The organism is Clostridium sp. AF23-6LB, assembly GCF_003461085.1.
Taxonomy (GTDB): domain Bacteria; phylum Bacillota; class Clostridia; order Lachnospirales; family Lachnospiraceae; genus Coprococcus; species Coprococcus ammoniilyticus.
Genome location: NZ_QTWK01000003.1, coordinates 138,337 through 158,910 on the forward strand (window position 1 = coordinate 138,337; position 20,574 = coordinate 158,910).

Consider the following 20,574-nt stretch of genomic DNA (forward strand, 5'->3'; position numbering starts at 1 on the left):
GAGAAAATGTTATTCGATATTATCAGTATCATCTGTATATTTGCGATTATCTGTCTGTGCGCAGTTCTGATCGAAAGCAGACGGGAGAATCATATGCTTTCGGTATCTCATTATACAATCACGGATAAAAGGATAAAAAAGTCTGCTACATTTGCGATGATCGCAGATCTTCATAATGCAGAATTCGGAGATAAAAATGAGGATCTCATAAAAGAGATAAAAAAGATTGCTCCTGATGCAGTTTTGATTGCAGGAGATGTTATAGTCGGAAAGAAAGATGTCAGACCGGGTGTTGCGATAGACCTTCTGCAAAAGCTTGGAAGTGAATTCCCTGTTTATATTTCAAAGGGAAATCATGAGATGCGAACCGTTTTATATACAGAGCAGTATGGAGATATATGGGAATGCCTGTATGAACAGACAAAGAATTACGTTCATTGGCTTATAAATGAGGAAGCTACTCTGGCATCTGACAACATTCAGATCGTGGGGCTTGACATGGATGCAGCTTATTACAGAAGATTCCGGCTTCAGAAGATGGAGACGGACTATCTGGTGAAGCTTCTTCCAACAAGGCATCAGGATGCATATACGATTCTACTGGCGCATAACCCGGATTATTTTTCGGTTTATGCGGAATGGGGAGCAGATTTGGTGTTATCCGGTCATGTACACGGGGGCATGATCATACTTCCGTTTTTGGGGGGAGTGATATCACCGATGGTACGGCTGTTTCCGAAATATTACCGGGGTATGTATGAATATCGTAATAAAAAAATGATTTTAACAGGTGGACTTGGTGGTCATACTTTAAAGTTCCGGGTCAATAATAAACCGGAGATATGCGTGATCCATCTGGAAGGAGAATAACAGGGGAAGATTATGAGTGAGGAATACAAAGAAGTAGAGCAGACAGAGAGTGAAGCAGAGCCAACAGAAAGCGGCGCAGACAAAGAAACCGAAAACGTGGCGGACAAAGAGGCTGAGCAGACTGGGGCTGAGATGGAAGCAGTCAAAGAGACAGACCAGACAGAGACTCAAGAAATAGAAACAAAAGACCAGCCGGAGGTTGCTGCCACGGCTGCTGCCATACCATCGGATGTCTTTGTCGATAAGAGTGTCTATGAACAGATCGATAGACGGAAAAAAGGAAAAAAGATCGCTGCTATTATATCAATTTCTGTGGGCGGAGTTATTTTACTTTGTTATCTTACATTGTCGATCTGGTTTAGTTTTCATTTTAACAAGAATACATATATTGACGGACAGAATGTATCCTATCATACAGTAAAATCTGTAAAAAACACGATCGATACATATATGAGTGAATATTCTTTAAGCGTAAACGGCAGAGAACATGCATCATTTGTGATCCGTCCGGAAGATATCGATATGACGATACAGGCAGTTTCCAATGAGAAAAGCATCAAGAAGAAACAAAATGGCTTTCTGTGGTTTTTGTATCTGAATGATAATCGGAAAGATTATAAAACCAGTTACGAAGTAACATATGATAAAGAAAAGTTGTATCAGTTCTTAAAAAATCAGGACTGTATGCAGGAAAAGAATATGAATAAGCCAAAGGATGCCTATGTAGTAGTTGAAAAGAGCGAGGCGGTTATCATACCAGAGACAGAAGGCAGTTATCTGGATACAGATAAGGTGCAGGAAGTGATAGAAACGGCACTTGAACAGGTGAAAGCTACTACAGACCTTGATAAAGAAGCGTGTTATGAGAATGCAGAGATCACGGCAGACAGTACGGAGATCGCAGACCGGAAAAAAGCACTGGAAACATATCTTGCGGTTCAGATCAACTACAGCATTGATCGTGTAACATGGACGCTTGATGCATCAACATTTGGCAGCTGGCTCTATTATGATAACGGAAAATGGAAGTTCAAAAAGAAATCGGTTCAGGCATATGTGAGACAACTTGCAGAGACATATGATACTGTCGGAACAACGAGAACCTTTCAGACCTATACCGGAAGATATGTAGAAGAAACAGGCAATCGTTATGGATGGGCAATTGATGTGGAAGCGGAGACAAAGGGCTTGCGGGAAGCACTTGCAAGTGGGAAATCACAGGAGCGTACACCGGAGTTTTCCCAGGTAGGAGCGGCATATAACAAATACGGGGATATCGGTTATTCTTATGTAGAGGTCGATCTGTCGAACCAGCATGTTTATCTGATTGTAAGTGGAAAACTGGTCACAGATTCCCCTTGTGTTACCGGATGCGTGAAGAACGGTCATGGTACACCGGATGGATTATATTCGGTTACATATAAGGAATCACCATCGGTTCTCAGAGGTGAAGATTACGAGACAAAGGTGAATTTCTGGATGCCTTTTAATCGTGGAATCGGGCTTCATGATGCGACATGGCGTGATGAGTTCGGCGGAGACATTTATTATTCCGGCGGTTCGCATGGCTGCGTTAATCTGCCATATCAGAAAGCAGCGGTTATTTATGAAAATATATACGCAGGTATGCCTGTGATCTGTTATTATTAAGATGTTTATTTTATCAGAAAAAAGCAGGTTGATATTGTGAGCACAACTCATTTAATACAGGCGAAATCGTATTTTACAAATAAAAAATAGTTGTATATTTTGTGTATTAATGGTATTATAGCAAAGTCATAGGAAAAGGAGATATACCCAAGTGGCTGAAGGGTCCGCTCTCGAAAAGCGGTAGGTCGGGCAACCGGCGCGAGAGTTCAAATCTCTCTATCTCCGTTTTATGAAAATAAGCTGACATTCAGATGGGTGTCAGCTTTTTTACCATATGGATATATGTGGAAAATCAGAATTATGTATTTCAGAGACTGGGTACAGGTGAGCTGCGGCACTGGGATAAGGAGATGTTATTTATGTATGATGAGGCTGTTCGTTATATCACTGGTAAAATAAAGATGAAGCCGGAGATAGGGATCGTACTTGGAAGTGGACTGGGTGATGCATTTACCATGGATGATCCGGTGTATATTAATTATAAAGAGGTTCCGGGCTTCCCTGTTTCGACAGTTGCCGGCCATAAGGGACGATTTATATTTGGTTATTCCTGTGGAAAACCGATTGTTGTCATGCAGGGCAGAGTTCATTACTATGAGGGATATTCCATGCAGGATGTCGTGAAACCGATCCGGCTGATGGGGCTTCTTGGAATACGGTGGCTGATTCTTACCAATGCGGCAGGAGGAATCAGTGAAGAGCTGGTACCGGGAGATATCATGATCATTTCGGATCAGATATCAAGCTTTGTTCCATCTCCCTTGATTGGAAGGAATATAGACAAGTTTGGTGTCAGATTTCCGGATATGAGCCATATATATGACGAAGAAAAAATTCAGATAAGCAGGAAAATATTTGAGAGAATGGGATTTCATACTGTGGAAGGTACTTATCTTCAGACATCAGGACCTCAATATGAGACGCCGGCCGAGATACGGATGTTTCATATGCTTGGTGCAGATGCGGTTGGTATGAGTACAGCATGTGAGGCAATCGCGGCCTGCCATATGGGAATCCGGGTATCCGGTTTTTCGGCAATTTCAAATAAAGCGGCAGGACTTGGTGCTGAATTAAAGCATGAGGATATTCTGGATCGCAGTAAGGAGATGTCTGATAAAATGAGCAGACTCCTTACAGAATTGATCGAAAGTTATAGTGATGGCACAGAATAAAATATTCCGATCATTTGATGAAAAGTGATAATCAGTCATTTATAAGCGGATATGGATTAATTAGAATAGATATGAGGTGCGAAAAGAATGGATGTAAAGATATATACAGATGGTGCAGCGAGAGGAAATCCGGACGGACCGGGCGGATATGGTACGGTTATCCAGTTTATAGATGGAAAAGGAACGCTCCATGAACGGGAATTTTCACAGGGCTATAATAAGACGACCAATAACCGCATGGAGCTTATGGCAGCTATTGTTGGGTTAGAAGCATTGATAAAACCCTGTAATGTGGAATTATATTCAGATTCCCAGTATCTTGTAAAGGCATTTAATGAAGGCTGGATATGGGGCTGGATCAAGAAGGGCTGGAAACGTGGCAAGAATGAACCGGTAAAGAACCGGGATCTGTGGGAACGACTGTTAAAAGCAAAAGAGCCGCATACAGTAACCTTTCACTGGGTGAAGGGACATGCAGGACATCCGATGAATGAACGATGTGATATGCTTGCAACGACAGCGGCAGACGGAGATAACAAAATAGACGACGAAGGTGTGATAACGAATGAATAAACACGAATTTAGACAACTGTTCAATGAGAAAATACTGATCTTAGATGGAGCAACCGGAACAAATCTGATGAATGCAGGCATGCCACTTGGTGTATGTCCGGAAAAATACATACTGGAGCACAAAGAAGTTATGCTGGAACTTCAGACGTCGTATCTGAATGCAGGCACAGATATCTTATATGCTCCGACATTTACCTGTAATCGTTTAAAACTTCGTGAATATGGATTGGAAACTGATCTCTATCAGATGAATATGGATCTGGTAGCTCTGTCAAAGCAGGCCGTTGCCGAGTGCGGGCATGGTTATGTCGCAGGTGATCTTACCATGACAGGTGAGATGCTGTATCCGATGGGAAAACTTCAGTTTGAAGAGCTGGTTGATATCTATAAAGAACAGATCAAAGTTCTTGTTGAGGCGGGCTGTGATCTTCTTGTTGTAGAAACAATGATGAGCCTTGCCGAAACCAGAGCTGCTGTGATCGCTGCAAATGAGATCTGTGATCTCCCTATCATGGCGAGCCTTACATTTAACGAGGACGGAAGAACCTTGTATGGAACGGATCCGGTAACCGCGGTCAATGTATTACAGAATCTTGGCGTGGATGCAATAGGTGTAAACTGTTCCACAGGACCGGACAAGATGACAGAGCTTGTGGCTGCCATGAAAGAGGTAGCATTTGTCCCCGTATTTGCGAAGCCGAATGCCGGTATGCCTGAACTTGTGGATGGTAAAAGTGTATATGCCATGACACCGGAAACCTTTGCAGAAGATATGAAGATGATCATAGAAGCAGGAGCTGGTATGGTCGGCGGCTGCTGCGGAACAACTCCTGCCCATATCAAAGCACTTTCCGATATGGCAAAGACAATGGATATTCCTGAGATATCAGACAAGAAAGAACGTTTGCTATCATCAGAACGCATGACAAGACAGATCAATTTAGATGGTTCTTTTATGGTAGTTGGAGAACGAATCAATCCAACCGGTAAGAAGAAACTGCAGGCGGAGCTTCGGGAAGGAGTTCTCGATACTGTTATGACGATGGCAGAAGAACAGATGGAAAAGGGTGCATCAATTCTTGATATTAATGTCGGCATGAATGGTATTGATGAGAAAGAAATGATGGTAAGGGTTGTATATGAGGTGTCACAGGCAGTGAATCTTCCGTTATGTATTGATTCCAGTAACCCTGCTGTTATCGAAGCGGCACTTCGTATCTATCCGGGACGTGCACTTGTGAATTCTGTATCTCTGGAAAAGGTAAAAATGCAGGAGATCCTTCCGTTGGTCAGAAAATATGGTGCGATGTTCATTCTGCTTCCGCTTTCTGATGAGGGACTTCCAAAGGACAGTGATGAAAAAGAAAGTATTATACATACAGTTCTGGATGCTGCTTATAAGATGGGCTTTCAGAAAGAGGATGTTGTGGTCGATGGTCTGGTTGCAACAGTCGGAGCAGAGAAAGCTGCTGCTGTCAACTGCCTGAAAACAATCCGTTATTGTCATGATATGGGGCTTGCTACGATATGCGGACTTTCGAATATCTCATTTGGATTGCCGGAGCGTATGTTTGTAAATGCAGCTTTTCTTACGATGGCGATCCAGAATGGTCTTACGATGGCAATTGCAAATCCGTCACAGACCATGCTTATGAATATGGCATATGCATCGGATATGCTTCTTAACAAAGACGAAGGAGATATCCGGTATATCCAGAATGTAAAACCTCTCGGGATCACAACGGCTGCACCTGTACAGAATGGAGGCAGTCAGGAGGATGAAAAAGAAAAAAGTGTTATCTACACAGATGTTGTAAAAGGAAATAAAAGAAATATTACAGAAGATGTCAAAAAAGAACTGGAACAGGGGATAGATCCGCAGAAGATTATTGATGATGAGCTGATTCCGGCAATTAACCGTGTTGGAAAATTATTTGAACAGAAAAAATACTTTCTGCCACAGTTAATCGCCAGCGCAGAGACGATGGAGCTTGCGATCAATCATATCACACCACTTATCGTACGGGAGGATGATGGAAAGTCAATGCCTGCGATCGTGGTTGCTACCGTAGAGGGAGATATCCATGATATCGGAAAGAATCTGGTTGTCTTGATGCTTCGAAACTACGGATTCCCGGTTATCGATCTTGGAAAGGATGTACCTGCGGATGTGATCGTTGATGCAGCCATAGAAAATGATGCCAAGGTCATCGGACTTTCGGCACTGATGACAACAACTATGATGAAAATGGTGGATGTTGTGGAACTGGTAAAAGCAAAAAATCTGGATATTAAGGTCGTTATCGGCGGAGCTGTTATCACAGAGAGCTTTGCTGAGGAGATTCATGCAGATGGTTATTCAGAGGATGCGGCAGAATGTGTTCAGGTTGTAAAAAGATTGCTTGATATTGAGTAATTCTTCGTTGACAATAATTGACAAGATAACTATAATAAAACAAGGATTTGTGCTGTATTGATTATACAGCCGTTTCATAGGTTTGAAAGGTGGTACTTATTGATGGATAATATAGTTTTGTCACTTCTTGTAGATAATACATCAGGTGTACTGAGCAGAGTTTCAGGTTTATTCAGCCGCAGAGGTTATAATATCGACAGCGTTACGGTAGGTGTTACGGAGAATCCTGCATATTCCAGAATGACTGTAGCAGTAAGCGGAGATAATGCAAGTCTGAGCCAGATCAAGAAACAGTTGAATAAGCTCGAGGATGTCGTAGAGATCGTTGAACTGGAGCCTGGCAAATCAGTATGCAGAGAACTTGTACTCGTAAAGGTGAGAAGTGATAAGGATACCCGTCAGGATATCATGTCCATTGCAAATATATTCCGAGCAAACATCGTTGATGTTTCAAAAGGTTCCATGATCATTGAGCTAACAGGTGCAACCTCGAAGTGTGAAGCATTTCTTGGACTGTTAGATGGATTTGAGATCATTGAACTGGTTCGTACCGGTCTGACAGGACTGGTGAGAGGTCAGCGTCAGGATTAATCATGTGCACCTTAGTTAACTATAGATTGATTGATTGCAATTATGCAGTTAATTATTATAAAGAAGTCATTTATATCAGGAGGACAAAATAATGGCAGAAGCAAAAATTTATTATCAGGAAGACTGTAATTTATCATTACTGGACGGACAGACAATCGCTATTATCGGTTATGGTTCACAGGGACATGCACATGCCCTTAACTTAAAGGAATCAGGCTGTAACGTAATTATCGGTCTTTATGAAGGAAGCAAGTCTTGGGCAAAGGCTGAAGCACAGGGATTTGAAGTATATACAGCTGCAGAAGCTGCTAAGAAAGCAGACATTATCATGATTCTTATTAATGATGAGTTACAGGCTGATATGTACAAGAACGATATCGAGCCAAACCTTGAAGAAGGCAATATGTTAATGTTTGCTCATGGTTTCAATATCCACTTCGGAACAATTGTTCCACCTAAGAATGTTGATGTAACCATGATCGCTCCTAAGGCACCTGGTCACACAGTACGTTCTGAGTATCAGGCAGGAAAGGGTACACCTTGTCTTGTAGCTGTAGAGCAGGATTACACAGGAAAGGCTCTTGACAGAGCATTAGCTTATGCACTTGGTATCGGCGGAGCTCGTGCCGGCGTTCTTGAGACAACATTCAGAACAGAGACAGAGACAGACCTCTTTGGTGAGCAGGCAGTTCTTTGCGGTGGTGTATGTGCACTTATGCAGGCTGGTTTCGAGACACTTTGCGAAGCCGGTTACGATCCAAGAAATGCATACTTTGAGTGTATTCATGAGATGAAGCTGATCGTAGATCTGATCTACCAGTCAGGCTTCAAGGGAATGAGATATTCTATCTCAAATACTGCTGAGTATGGTGATTATGTAACAGGTCCTAAGATCATTACAGAAGATACAAAGAAGGCTATGAAGAAAGTTCTTTCTGATATTCAGGATGGTACATTTGCTAAGGAATTCTTACTTGATATGTCACCTGCAGGACGTCAGGTTCACTTCAAGGCTATGAGAAAGAAAGCTGCTGAGCATCCATCAGAGATCGTTGGCGAGAGCATCAGAAAGCTGTACAGCTGGAATGGTGAAGACAAGCTCATCAACAACTAATCTGAAGTAAATATATTTTATTTTATATAATAACAGGAGCAGATTTTATGTTTTCGGACGTAAGATCTGCTTTTGTTGTATCCAAAAATGTTTTGTGCTATACTGTTAGCAAAAATGTGAACAGGGTGGTTGGTTTTATGTTTAATCAGTTAACAGAATCTGACATCAAGAAGATGGAAGAAGAAATCGAATATAGAAAAGTAGTAGTTCGAAAAGAAAAGCTGGAAGCTGTAAAGGAAGCAAGAGCACAGGGCGACCTGAGTGAGAATTTCGAGTATTATGCAGCGAAGAAGGATAAGAATGCGAATGAAAAAAGAATCCGTTATCTGGATCGTATGGTAAGAACTGCTGAGATCATAAAAGATGAGTCAGCAGATGATGAAGTAGGTTTGAATAATACTGTTCGTGTTTATTTTGAAGAAGATGATGAAGAAGATACTTATCGTATCGTAACGACAGTCCGCGAAGATGTATTAAATGGTATTATCAGCAATATATCTCCGATGGGGAAAGCATTGCTTGGTCATAAAGTCGGTGACCGTGTAGAGGTTGTTCCGGGAAAGGGCGACCCTTTCCATATTGTGATACGGGAGATTGTTAAGACAACCGATGAATCCCAGGATCATATTCGATAGAAGATAAAAATATACGGACAGGATGAAGAAGGTGACAGTCAGATGACATGTTTGGAAGCACAATCAAAGATCATGGCATTCATAGAGAACAAACTCCCGGACGATGAATTGAAGGAGTTTATTAAGCATGTCAAAAATTGTGAAAACTGTTCGGAAGAATTGGAAATCTACTATACCTTGATCGTTGGTATGAAAGAATTGGACAATGAAGAAAATCTTTCCACGAACTTCAAAAAGGAACTGGATGATAAGCTGGATGAAGAAATGACACGTATGACAGCCGTTAAACGAATTGCAACCTCTACAATCGTTCTGGTTCTGGCTGCAATTGTGATCGGACTTGTATGGGTATATAGTGGAGTTCTGGAAGAAGTATATCATTATGAGCAGAATGCCAAACAGAAATCGCAGACAGAATATTATTATAGTGATACTTTTGGAGAAAAGCTGTTTTTTGACAATAAATATATGATCGAATATCTGGAGAAAATTTTATATAAAAAGGATGATCTTCCCGGAACCAGTGATAAAAACGTACAGTTTATGGATAAAATAAAGAGATATAACCAGACACACAAAAACTATCTGGAAGTCGCCGAAGAAACGGCAGAGAAGGACGATTTGGAAAATGAAGAAAATATTATTAATTGATGGACACAGTATATTAAACCGTGCATTCTATGGTCTGCCGGATCTCACAAACTATGAAGGACTGCATACAAATGCAGTTCTTGGTTTTCTTAATATTATATTTAAGATCATGGATGAGGAAAAACCGGATCATATGTGTGTAGCATTTGATGTGCATGAACCGACATTCCGTCATCTGAAATACAGCGCATATAAAGGAACCAGAAAGCCGATGCCGGAGGAACTTCGTGAACAAGTTCCACTTATGAAAGAAGTGCTTACAGCTATGCATGTCACGATTGTGGAAAAAGGCGGTTATGAGGCAGATGATATCATTGGTACGATATCAAGGATGGCAGAACGAAATGGCTATGCAACTGTGATTGTATCGGGTGACAGAGATCTTCTGCAGCTTGCAACAGATACGATCCTTGTGCGGATCCCAAAAACAAAAGCAAGCGGCACAACGATAGAAAATTATTATGCAAAGGATGTTGTTGAGGCATATGGTGTTACACCGGTTCAGTTTATAGATATGAAGGGGCTTATGGGCGATACCTCTGATAATATTCCCGGAGTTCCGGGAATCGGAGAAAAGACAGCGGCAAAGCTGATGATTGAATACGGAAGCATGGAGAATATTCTGGATCATCTGGATACGGTAAAGCCTCCGCGTGTTCAGAAGAATCTGACCGAGAACATGGATCTTGCAGTTATGTCAAAGGATCTTGCAACGATCAAACTGGACTGCGAGCTGGATGTTTCTCTGGATGAAATGACGATCGAATCATTATTCAATGATGATTCATATAAGATTTTTAAAAGATTAGGCTTTAACAGTCTGTTAAAAAAGTTTGGCACAGTGACAGAGACGGCGGAGATTGATCCGGTTATCACCTTGCTTGAAACAACGGAGCAGATAGATGGTTTTCTTGCCGATAAGATGAAAAATATAGATAAGATCGGTTTATATCCAATCTGGAAGGATGGAACCTTATTCGGGCTGTCTGCTGCCACATCTGATAATGAGGTCTATATTTTGTCGAATCTGAATGGAATGGAGCATGACAGACTGACAGAGAATATAGTATCAGCCACCAGGAACGGTATGCAGATCGATATTCTGGATTTAAAGGAAGCATTGTCAGTCTTTCCGTTTGATGAGAGTGATACAAAGGTGCATGATATCGGTGTAGCGGCATATCTCTTAAATCCGATGGAGGATGTATATTCCTATGATGCGGTCGCAAGGGATTATCTTGGTGCAACACTGCCGTCTGAAAAAGAACTGGTTGGAAAAGATGAATTGAATCTGTTCTCTTTTGCAAATGAAACTTTTCAGAAATTATTTGCATATAAGGCGTTGATCCCATATCTTATAGGTGATCTTCTGATGGAACATCTGGAAAAACAGGAGATGTTTACCCTCTATAATGAGATCGAGATGCCAACAGTATATACACTTTATGATATGGAGCACCGGGGAATCAGGGTTGACCGAAAAGCTTTGGATGATTACAGCGTAAAGCTGCAGAGCAGGATCGACGAACTGCATACTGATATCATCGGTTATGCAGGAAAAGAGTTTAATATCAATTCGCCAAAACAGTTAGGTGTTATTTTATTTGAAGATATGGGACTTTCCGGTGGCAAGAAGACCAAGACCGGATACAGCACCAGCGTTGATGTGCTGGAAAAGATAAAGAATGACCATCCAATCATACCTGCGATACTGGAATATCGTCAGCTTACAAAGCTGAATTCCACTTATGCGCAGGGATTGACGGCATATATATCAGAAGATGGCAGGATTCACGGAACTTTTAACCAGACGATCACAGCGACCGGCCGTATCAGTTCGACTGATCCGAACCTCCAGAATATTCCTATGAAACTGGAACTTGGCAGACTGATTCGAAAGGCATTTATTCCGGAGGATGGATATGTATTTTTGGATGCTGATTATTCTCAGATTGAACTTCGTGTACTTGCTCATTTATCCGGAGATCAGGTTATGCAGAATGCCTTTCTGAATCATGTAGATATCCATGCAACGACAGCTTCTGAGGTGTTCGATGTTCCGATCGATCAGGTAACATCCTTGCAGAGAAGAAATGCAAAGGCAGTTAACTTCGGTATTGTTTATGGGATCAGTGCATTTGGTTTGTCGGAGGATCTTGGAATATCCAGAAAAGAAGCGGCTGATTATATTGAGAAATATTTTGCAACCTATAAGAATATAAAGTCATTCCTTGACCGTCAGGTGGAAGAAGCAAAAGCAGATGGTGTTGTGCGGACGATGTTCGGTCGTATCCGTCCTGTACCGGAGCTTCGGTCTTCAAACTTCATGACCAGAAGCTTTGGTGAACGTGTTGCAATGAATTCGCCGATTCAGGGAACAGCGGCAGATATTATTAAGATTGCTATGTTCCGTGTGAATATGGAACTGAAAAAACGAGGACTGAAATCCCGCCTGATCTTACAGATCCATGATGAACTTCTGGTAGAGACTGCAAAGGATGAGATTGACATTGTAAAAGAGATCATGGAAAAGGAAATGATGGGTGCAGCCGACATGGCAGTACCGCTTGAGATCGGTATCAGTGAAGGAGATAACTGGTATGATGCGAAATAAAGATGAGATGCTGATCCTTGGACTAACAGGAGGCATTGGTTGCGGAAAGACAGCAGTTCTTACGATATTAAAGGAAGAATATGATGCATATATAATAGAAGCAGACCGTCTGGCACATGAGTTGATGGAACCCGGAAAAACGGTTTATCAGGGAATTGTGGATGCATTTGGTATGGAGGTTTTGATGGATACTGATATAGATATATCTGCACCTGCTGAAGGGGACGCAGTGACAGACAACGGTCAATCAACGGTTAACCGCTCGATTGACAGAAAGAAGCTTGGAGATATCGTATTCCACGATAAAGATAAGCTGGCTTTGCTGAACAGTATTTCACATCCGTTAGTGAAAGAAGAAATCCTGCGCCGGATTGAGGAACAGAAGGATGCCGGAAAAAAGCTGTTCGTGATTGAAGCTGCTTTGCTGATTCAGGATGGATATAAGAGTATCTGTGATAAGATGTGCTATGTCTATGCAGACTTGGATGTCCGGATATCCAGACTCTGCGAATATCGTGGCTTTACCCAAGAACGAGCGCAGGCGGTTATCGATTCACAGGAGTCGGAAGCTTTTTATCTGGAAGCCTGCGACTATAAGATTGATAATTCCGGGTCGCTTGAAAATACGAAAAAAGACTTGAAGCACATATTAGATGAATGTAGAATATAATGTGTTGTCTGACACATAAAGATTCAAGCAGATAACTGTATAAATAAATTATGTTATATACGACAGGCGTTGTGCCGGTCAGAACAAAATATATAAAGTGAGGATATTTAATATGAAGGTTTTAGTTATTAACTGTGGCAGTTCATCGTTGAAGTATCAGTTGATCGATTCTGATACAGAAGAACTTCTTGCAAAGGGCTTATGTGAACGTATCGCTGTAGATGGAAGACTTACCCATACAACGACAGGAAAAGAGAAATATACAAAGGATCTTCCTATGCCGGATCATAATGCAGCAGTCAGTTATGTATTAGAAGCATTAACAGATAAAGAGACAGGTGCGATCACTGATCTGTCCGAGATCGATGCGGTAGGTCACAGAATCGTACATGGTGGTGAGAAATTTGCCAAGTCTGTTGTGATTACAGATGAAGTAATTGCTGCGATTGAAGAATGTAACGATCTTGCGCCATTACATAATCCGGCAAACCTGATCGGTATTCGTGCATGCCAGAAGCTGATGCCGGGTGTCCCGAATGTCGGTGTATTTGATACAGCGTTTCATCAGACAATGCCGGATAAAGCGTATATCTATGGTATTCCTTATGAATATTATACAGACTATAAGATCAGAAGATATGGTTTCCACGGCACAAGCCACAGCTTTGTATCAAAGAGAACAGCAGAGCTTCTTGGAAAAAATATCGAAGATACAAAGATCATCGTATGTCATCTTGGCAATGGTTCCAGTATTACAGCGGTTAAGGGTGGAAAATCAGTAGATACAACCATGGGTCTGACACCGCTTGCAGGTGTGATCATGGGAACAAGATCCGGTGATATCGATCCTGCCATTATCGAATTCCTTGCAAACAAGACAGGAAAGAATATCGAAGAGATCAATACGATCTTAAATAAAAAGTCCGGTGTTTATGGTCTCTCCGGTGGATTCAGTGATTTCAGAGATCTCGGCAAGGGTATGGAAGAAGGAAATGACAGATGTCGTCTTGCACTTGATGTATTTGCATATGGTGTCAAGAAGTATATCGGTGCATATGCCGCAGCAATGGGTGGTGTAGATGCGATTGCATTTACAGCCGGTATCGGTGAGAATAATCCATATGTCAGAAATCTTGCAATGTCAGATATGGAATACATGGGTATCACGATCGATCAGGAAGCAAACAAGGTTATGGGAGATGAAAAGCTGATCTCCACACCGGATTCCAAGGTAAAGGTATTCGTAGTCCCTACAAATGAAGAGCTTGCGATTGCAAGAGAGACTGTTGCTTTAGTGTAACGAAAAAGAAAAATATGGCAAAAAATATGTGATTTTATCGTTGACAAAGAGTATTCAAATATGTATAATAACCAATGTGCGATTTTTAGGAGATATTATGTTAATTGATTTATCAGAGATTTTATCGACAGAAGGACAGGTAAAAGACTACGATGTTATATCTGAATTGAAGGAGTTTTCTTTCAACGGAAATGTATATGTAGTCGATAATGTAAAGAATTTTCATCTTACCGCCAGAAATGAAGGTAAGAGAAAAGCAAGTCTTAAGGGCGGCTGTGTTGTCACACTTAAGATGCTATGTGACCGTTGTCTGGATGAAATTACAGAGGATTTTGAAGTGGACATAGACGAGATGATCGATATGGCTATCTTTGAAACAGATAAAGTTGATGAGATCGAGGAATTAGATTATCTGGAAGATCACATTATTAATATGGACATGCTTTTACAGAAGGAACTAATGACTTTAGTCCCGATGCAGATATTATGCAAAGATGATTGCAAAGGTCTGTGCAAAGTGTGTGGAGCAAATCTGAATCATGAAACATGTGATTGTGATGATTTTGTTCCGGATCCAAGATTATCAGTTTTTGCAAACATCTTGAAAGGTTGAGGAGGTGTGATTAATGTCAATTTGTCCAAAGAATAAGAGTTCAAAGGCCAGAAGAGATAAGCGTAGAGCTAACTGGAAGATGACTGCTCCTGCATTAGTAAAGTGCAGTAAGTGTGGCGAATTAATGGTTCCACATAGAGTATGTAAGAATTGTGGTTCATACAACAAGAAAGAGATTATCTCAGTAGGTGAGTAATTATAAATAGAGCTTTCCGAGCGATCGGAAGGCTTTATTTTTTTGCACCGATATCCCCTGTTGACTTTAAGAAAGGCAAAATATATAATAGCTTTGTGCATTTATACGGTCAGAGCAGAGTCCTATTCTGACAAACCCTGGGGTTGGTCTGCGTAGGAGTCTGGACTCCGATTCGTATAATAAGAAATATGGAAATGCCGGAATAGTTCCGGTATAGAAAGGAAGCAGGAATAAGATGAGCGAAGTAACAAGAGTAGTCGTAGATGCCATGGGTGGAGATTATGCACCGGAGTGGATCATAAGAGGTGCAGTAGAAGCGATCAATGAAGGCGCAAAGGCACAGATAATACTGACCGGTAAAGAAGATGTAATAAAGAAGGAACTTGCAAAATATACTTACGATCAGTCAAAGATCGAGGTTGTAAATGCAACAGAGGAGATCACCTGTCATGAAGCCCCGGTACAGGCTGTCAGAAGCAAGAAGGATTCTTCACTGGTGGTTGGCCTGAATATGGTAAAGAACGGAGAAGCTGATGCGATTATTTCAGCCGGAAGCTCAGGTGCGATCCTTGCAGGTGGACAGTTGGTAGTCGGACGTTCCAAAGGTGTAAAGCGTTCACCACTTGCGCCATTACTTCCTACATCAAAGGGTTATTCCCTTCTGATCGATTGTGGAGCGAATGTCGATGCGAGACCGGAGCATCTGCTACAGTTTGCCAAGATGGGTTCTATCTATATGGAGAATATCGAGCATGTAAAGAATCCAAGAGTTGCAATCGTAAATATCGGCGATGAAGAAGAAAAGGGAAATGCTCTTGTAAAAGAGACATATCCATTATTAAAAGAATGTAAGGACATTAATTTTGTTGGAAGTATCGAGGCAAGAGAGATTCCAAATGGTGCAGCAGATGTCATTGTCTGTGAAGCATTTGTCGGAAATGTTATCTTAAAGTTGTATGAAGGTCTTGCAAAGATGCTTTTAGGTGAGATCAAGAATACGATTATGTCTTCATTTAAAACCAAGATCGGAGGACTTCTGATCAAGAGTTCATTGAATGGCTTGAAGGAACGTTTTAATGCGAAGAACAAAGGTGGTGCACCGTTGCTTGGCTTAAAGGGCCTTGTTGTAAAGATCCACGGTAATTCTCATAACGAAGAGGTTAAGAGCGCTATTTTCCAGTGTATTAATTTCAAGGAAAATGGTGTAAATGAAAAAATTGCCGAGAATATTGGAAAAGAAGTGGCGAAGTAATTATGAACACAGAACGATTTCATAATATAGAAGATATCATTGGGTATACCTTTCATGATCTGGAACTGCTTGTAACAGCGTTAACACATAAGTCCTATGCAAATGAGCGGAAGATCAATAAAGTAGAATCCTATGAACGATCGGAATTCCTTGGGGATGCAATCCTGGAATTCGTTGTAAGTGAATATCTTTATAAAAATTATCCGGATTACCCGGAAGGAAAATTAACAAAGCTCCGAGCAAGTCTGGTATGTGAATTTACCTTGTCTCAGATATCCAAGGAACTAAAGTTTGGACATTATGTTCTGTTAAGCAGGGGAGAAGATCTGACCGGAGGGAGAAATCGGAACTCGATCATGTGTGATCTGTTTGAGGCAGTTCTCGGTGCAATCTATCTGGATGGCGGCTTAGATGAGGCAAAGAAATTTGTCCACCGTTTTTTACTTGATGATGTTGAGACACATTCACTGTTTTATGATGCCAAGTCAACCTTGCAGGAGCTTGCGCAGAAAGAAGAAAAAACCCTTACTTATGCCTTGTTAGAGGAGAAGGGGCCGGATCATAATAAATCTTATGTATCCGAGGTGTGCATTAACGGGGAGCATGTTGCAACAGGTGAAGGAGCATCCAGAAAGGCTTCGGAGCAGACGGCAGCATATAATGCACTGTTACAAATAAAGAAAAAGCAGGGTTAATATATGTATTTAAAAAGTATTGAAGTAAACGGCTTCAAATCATTTGCAAATAAAATCGTATTCAAATTCAATCATGGAATAACCTGTATCGTTGGACCGAATGGTTCGGGAAAGAGTAACGTAGCGGATGCTGTCCGCTGGGTACTTGGTGAACAGAGTGCAAAGAGTCTCCGAGGCTCTAAGATGGAGGATGTAATCTTCTCCGGTACACAGCTTCGTAAGCCACAGGGTTCTGCTTATGTAGCGATCACGTTAGATAACAGTGATCATCATCTGCCGATTGATTATAATGAAGTAACGGTTGCCAGACGTGTGTATCGTTCGGGAGAAAGTGAATATCTTATTAATGGCACAGTCAGTCGTTTAAAGGATGTAAATTCGCTGTTCTTTGATACCGGTATCGGTAAAGAGGGATATTCCATTATCGGACAGGGTCAGATTGAGAAGATCTTAAATGGTAAACCGGAGGAACGACGGGAACTGTTCGATGAAGCGGCAGGAATCGTAAAATTTAAAAAGAACAAAGCGGCAGCCGAGAAATCATTAGAAGCAGAGCGTGACAATCTAAGTCGTGTCAATGATATTTTATATGAGTTGGAAAAGCAGGTCGGTCCATTACAGAAGCAGTCAGAAACAGCGAGAAAATATCTGTTGTTTAAGGACGAACTGAAGAAACTGGATATCAATGCTTTTTTCCTTGAAATGGAGCATTTAAAAGAGATTCTTGATAAAGATACAGAGAATCGGGAAATCTTAAATAATGATCTCACGCAGAATAAAGAAGAACTGGAGCATACAAAGGAAGAATATGAGCGTATCGAGCAGGCGTTAGAGGAGATCAATCAGGCAATCGATGCATCCAAGAATCAGGTGCATGAGCTCCGGTTAAAAAATGAACGTTTGGAAGGTGAGATCAACGTTATCAACCAGCAGATCTTGAACTCCCGACAGAATGATAAGAATATACAGGAACAGATCGACAGGATCAGCCGTCAGCGGGAAACTGATCGGAAAGAGATGGAGAATTATCAAGGACAAAAGGATGCCCTTGGAGATCAGGTTTCAACCATTTCCGGTTCTCTGGATACTGCAAAAGGAGAAAGCAGCCGCTTGGATGCCTATATCCATGAATGTCAGGATAAGATCGAAGAATGTAAATCCGACATCATCGAATATATCCATGAGAGTGGAAATCTTCAGGCGAAGGTCGGAAGATATGATGCGATGCTTGAGAACATCAACTTCCGTAAGACCCAGTTAAATCAGAGATATCTGCAATTTAAAAGTGATGATAATAACGACCGGAAGGAACATGATGAGTTACAGGCAAAGCTATCTGTATTGGATCAGAATGTATCCGGCATTATCAAGGAACTCGAAACTGCAGAAAAGGATCTGGAAGAAAATCAGAGCAGAAATAAAGTCAATCGTGAGCGGATACATAATACAAACGAAGAATTATCAGCGACCAGATCCAAGATGGAAGCACTCCGGAATATTACAGAACGCTATGATGGCTATGGCAACAGCATCCGTCGTGTTATGGAGCAGAAAAAGAACAATCCGGGCATTATTGGAGTTGTTGCTGATATAATCGATGTAGATAAGAAGTATGAGGTTGCTGTCGAGACGGCACTTGGCGGAAGCATTCAGAATATTGTTACGGAGGATGACAGCACGGCAAAGAAGATCATTCAGTTCTTAAAACAGAACAAATATGGTCGTGCAACTTTTCTTCCGTTAAATACGATCACAGACCGTGGACAGGTTCGAAATGAAGTTCTGTCAGAACAGGGGGTGATCGGTATCGCTTCTTCTCTGGTAAAGGCAGATGCAAAATTTGATCGACTCGTTAAGAATCTGCTTGGCAGGATCGTGGTTGTAGATAACATCGACCATGCACTTGCAGTTGCGAGAAAATACAATCAGTCTCTGAGACTGGTTACGATCGAAGGTGAACTGATCAATCCGGGCGGATCAATGACAGGTGGTGCTTTCCGTAATTCCAGTAATCTTCTTGGACGAAAGAGAGAATTGGATGAGATCAGGGAAAAGATCGATGAGTTAAATCTGATCGCAAAGGATGCAGCCGGACTGGATGAAGAATTAAAAACGTCAAGAGATGCACTCCGCGCGCAGATTGAGAGCTTAAACACAAGGCTTCAGCAGGCATATCTTGAGAAGAATACGTTGTCTTTAAATATGGAGCAGGTAGCATCCAAGCTTGCAGAGTCTGAGAAAGCATTTGCATCGATCCAGAAAGAAATCAATGAGTTGAACAGTCAGATAGCGGAGATTAATACAAATAAAGATCAGCTTGCTGATAATAATAAGAAGCATGAAGCTGCCAAGGTTCAGTGTGAAGAAATGATCAAGGAACTGGAAGCCAAGGCTATCGAAGCACAGAGCAAGCTTGCAGCGGCAAATACGAAGGTATCTGAATTACTGATCGAATATAACTCAGTAAAACAGAAGGATGACTTTATTCAGGAGAATATAAGACGTATCCGTCTGGATGATGAGAAATTACAGGAAGAACTGGCATCCTATATAACACAGGTACAGGCGACAGGCACAGATATCACGAAGTTAGAAGAACAGGCAGAGGCGATCCGTAAGACGATCGAGAAAGATTCCGATGAAGTATCTGATCAGGAAGAACAACTGGCAGCATATCATAAAGAACGGGATGATATGACAGCCAGTCATAAAGAATTTTTTGCGATCCGGGAAGAATTATCCGAGAAGATTGCAGGTCTGGAAAAGGCAGTATTCAAGCTTGATTCAGCGATTGAGAAGAATACGGAGAAGTCGGATGAGCTGTCAAATTATATGTGGGCAGAATATGAATTGACATTAAATATGGCGGCAGAGTTCCGGGATGAGGAATTAAACGATCTTTCATCCTTAAAGAAAGAGATCACCGCAGTAAAAGCAAAGATCAAATCACTTGGTGATGTCAATGTCAATGCGATCGAGGACTATAAAGAAGTATCAGAACGATATGAGTTCTTAAAGGGACAGCATGATGATATCGTTCTTGCAGAGAAGAATCTGTTAGATGTGATCGAGAAATTGAATGTATCCATGCAGGAACAATTTAATACGAAGTTCAAAGAGATCCAGGTTATGTTCGACAAGGTCTTTAAAGAGCTGTTCGGTGGTGGACGAGGTGCACTGGAACTGGTCGATGATACCAATCTGTTAGAGACCGGTATCCGTATCATTGCACAGCCGCCGGGAAAGAAATTACAGAACATGATGCAGCTTTCCGGTGGTGAAAAGTCACTGACTGCGATTGCACTGTTATTTGCGATCCAGAGTCTGAAACCATCACCATTCTGTTTGCTGGACGAGATTGAAGCAGCACTGGATGATTCAAATGTAAGACGATTTGCACAGTATCTGAACCGATTGACAAAGGACACACAGTTTATTGTCATTTCACATAGGAAGGGAACCATGGAAGCAGCCGATATCCTGTATGGTATTACGATGCAGGAAAAGGGTGTATCCACTCTGGTATCCGTAAATCTGATCGAGAACGATCTGGACAAATAAG

At 41.4% G+C, this 20,574-nt stretch carries 17 protein-coding genes and 1 tRNA gene; all 18 read left to right on the plus strand.

The window, feature by feature from the left end; translation table 11 throughout:
* Window positions 1-6: 6 nt before the first annotated feature.
* The 18 genes from DWY07_RS07655 (at window position 7) to smc (ending at window position 20,573) form a co-directional block, all read left to right on the plus strand.
* Entirely contained in the window at window positions 7-870 is an 864-nt protein-coding gene (locus DWY07_RS07655) for a metallophosphoesterase (RefSeq protein WP_117807535.1), read from the plus strand.
* Between the two features lie 12 nt (window positions 871-882).
* Complete coding sequence (locus tag DWY07_RS07660; RefSeq protein ID WP_117807536.1) at window positions 883-2,520, plus strand: peptidoglycan binding domain-containing protein; 1,638 nt, start codon at window positions 883-885, stop codon at window positions 2,518-2,520.
* 137 nt (window positions 2,521-2,657) lie between these two features.
* Window positions 2,658-2,745: transfer RNA gene (locus tag DWY07_RS07665), tRNA-Ser, on the plus strand.
* Window positions 2,746-2,771: 26 nt separating this feature from the next.
* On the plus strand, window positions 2,772-3,692 hold the full coding sequence (locus tag DWY07_RS07670) for a purine-nucleoside phosphorylase (protein ID WP_226801009.1): 921 nt from the start codon (window positions 2,772-2,774) through the stop codon (window positions 3,690-3,692).
* An 87-nt stretch (window positions 3,693-3,779) separates the two neighbouring features.
* Complete coding sequence (rnhA, locus tag DWY07_RS07675; protein ID WP_008400901.1) at window positions 3,780-4,265, plus strand: ribonuclease HI; 486 nt, start codon at window positions 3,780-3,782, stop codon at window positions 4,263-4,265.
* On the plus strand, window positions 4,258-6,681 hold the full coding sequence (locus DWY07_RS07680; RefSeq protein WP_117807537.1) for a homocysteine S-methyltransferase family protein: 2,424 nt from the start codon (window positions 4,258-4,260) through the stop codon (window positions 6,679-6,681). Before rnhA ends, DWY07_RS07680 begins: the two co-directional genes overlap by 8 nt.
* 102 nt (window positions 6,682-6,783) lie before the next feature.
* Entirely contained in the window at window positions 6,784-7,272 is a 489-nt protein-coding gene (gene ilvN / locus DWY07_RS07685) for an acetolactate synthase small subunit (protein WP_008400899.1), read from the plus strand.
* Between the two features lie 91 nt (window positions 7,273-7,363).
* Window positions 7,364-8,386: a ketol-acid reductoisomerase gene (ilvC, locus tag DWY07_RS07690; protein ID WP_008400897.1), complete on the plus strand. Its 1,023-nt coding sequence runs from the start codon at window positions 7,364-7,366 to the stop codon at window positions 8,384-8,386.
* A gap of 137 nt (window positions 8,387-8,523) precedes the next feature.
* A complete protein-coding gene (gene greA, locus DWY07_RS07695) occupies window positions 8,524-9,021 on the plus strand; it encodes a transcription elongation factor GreA (protein ID WP_117807758.1) in 498 nt (165 codons plus the stop codon).
* Between the two features lie 42 nt (window positions 9,022-9,063).
* On the plus strand, window positions 9,064-9,672 hold the full coding sequence (locus DWY07_RS07700; protein WP_117807538.1) for a zf-HC2 domain-containing protein: 609 nt from the start codon (window positions 9,064-9,066) through the stop codon (window positions 9,670-9,672).
* A complete protein-coding gene (gene polA, locus DWY07_RS07705) occupies window positions 9,650-12,286 on the plus strand; it encodes a DNA polymerase I (protein ID WP_117822619.1) in 2,637 nt (878 codons plus the stop codon). Before DWY07_RS07700 ends, polA begins: the two co-directional genes overlap by 23 nt.
* A complete protein-coding gene (gene coaE / locus DWY07_RS07710) occupies window positions 12,273-12,956 on the plus strand; it encodes a dephospho-CoA kinase (RefSeq protein ID WP_117822620.1) in 684 nt (227 codons plus the stop codon). Before polA ends, coaE begins: the two co-directional genes overlap by 14 nt.
* A gap of 112 nt (window positions 12,957-13,068) precedes the next feature.
* Window positions 13,069-14,256 carry an acetate kinase gene (locus DWY07_RS07715; protein ID WP_117807541.1) on the plus strand — a complete coding sequence of 396 codons (1,188 nt, stop codon included), beginning with the start codon at window positions 13,069-13,071 and terminating at the stop codon, window positions 14,254-14,256.
* A 97-nt stretch (window positions 14,257-14,353) separates the two neighbouring features.
* Complete coding sequence (locus tag DWY07_RS07720; protein ID WP_117822621.1) at window positions 14,354-14,869, plus strand: DUF177 domain-containing protein; 516 nt, start codon at window positions 14,354-14,356, stop codon at window positions 14,867-14,869.
* 13 nt (window positions 14,870-14,882) lie between these two features.
* On the plus strand, window positions 14,883-15,065 hold the full coding sequence (rpmF, locus tag DWY07_RS07725; RefSeq protein WP_008400890.1) for a 50S ribosomal protein L32: 183 nt from the start codon (window positions 14,883-14,885) through the stop codon (window positions 15,063-15,065).
* Between the two features lie 235 nt (window positions 15,066-15,300).
* Complete coding sequence (gene plsX, locus DWY07_RS07730; protein ID WP_021943905.1) at window positions 15,301-16,317, plus strand: phosphate acyltransferase PlsX; 1,017 nt, start codon at window positions 15,301-15,303, stop codon at window positions 16,315-16,317.
* 2 nt (window positions 16,318-16,319) lie between these two features.
* Window positions 16,320-17,012 (plus strand): ribonuclease III, encoded by a 693-nt coding sequence (gene rnc, locus DWY07_RS07735; protein ID WP_021943904.1) that lies wholly within the window; start codon window positions 16,320-16,322, stop codon window positions 17,010-17,012.
* Between the two features lie 3 nt (window positions 17,013-17,015).
* Window positions 17,016-20,573, plus strand: coding sequence for a chromosome segregation protein SMC (gene smc / locus DWY07_RS07740; RefSeq protein ID WP_117822622.1), 3,558 nt, complete (start codon window positions 17,016-17,018; stop codon window positions 20,571-20,573).
* Window position 20,574 lies beyond the last annotated feature (1 nt).

Coding starts and splice junctions, on each gene's coding strand:
- DWY07_RS07655 (WP_117807535.1), top strand. CDS start 7: ATGTTATTCGATATTATCAGTATCATCTGTATATTTGCGATTATCTGT.
- DWY07_RS07660 (WP_117807536.1), top strand. CDS start 883: ATGAGTGAGGAATACAAAGAAGTAGAGCAGACAGAGAGTGAAGCAGAG.
- DWY07_RS07670 (WP_226801009.1), top strand. CDS start 2,772: ATGGGTGTCAGCTTTTTTACCATATGGATATATGTGGAAAATCAGAAT.
- rnhA (WP_008400901.1), top strand. CDS start 3,780: ATGGATGTAAAGATATATACAGATGGTGCAGCGAGAGGAAATCCGGAC.
- DWY07_RS07680 (WP_117807537.1), top strand. CDS start 4,258: ATGAATAAACACGAATTTAGACAACTGTTCAATGAGAAAATACTGATC.
- ilvN (WP_008400899.1), top strand. CDS start 6,784: ATGGATAATATAGTTTTGTCACTTCTTGTAGATAATACATCAGGTGTA.
- ilvC (WP_008400897.1), top strand. CDS start 7,364: ATGGCAGAAGCAAAAATTTATTATCAGGAAGACTGTAATTTATCATTA.
- greA (WP_117807758.1), top strand. CDS start 8,524: ATGTTTAATCAGTTAACAGAATCTGACATCAAGAAGATGGAAGAAGAA.
- DWY07_RS07700 (WP_117807538.1), top strand. CDS start 9,064: ATGACATGTTTGGAAGCACAATCAAAGATCATGGCATTCATAGAGAAC.
- polA (WP_117822619.1), top strand. CDS start 9,650: ATGAAGAAAATATTATTAATTGATGGACACAGTATATTAAACCGTGCA.
- coaE (WP_117822620.1), top strand. CDS start 12,273: ATGATGCGAAATAAAGATGAGATGCTGATCCTTGGACTAACAGGAGGC.
- DWY07_RS07715 (WP_117807541.1), top strand. CDS start 13,069: ATGAAGGTTTTAGTTATTAACTGTGGCAGTTCATCGTTGAAGTATCAG.
- DWY07_RS07720 (WP_117822621.1), top strand. CDS start 14,354: ATGTTAATTGATTTATCAGAGATTTTATCGACAGAAGGACAGGTAAAA.
- rpmF (WP_008400890.1), top strand. CDS start 14,883: ATGTCAATTTGTCCAAAGAATAAGAGTTCAAAGGCCAGAAGAGATAAG.
- plsX (WP_021943905.1), top strand. CDS start 15,301: ATGAGCGAAGTAACAAGAGTAGTCGTAGATGCCATGGGTGGAGATTAT.
- rnc (WP_021943904.1), top strand. CDS start 16,320: ATGAACACAGAACGATTTCATAATATAGAAGATATCATTGGGTATACC.
- smc (WP_117822622.1), top strand. CDS start 17,016: ATGTATTTAAAAAGTATTGAAGTAAACGGCTTCAAATCATTTGCAAAT.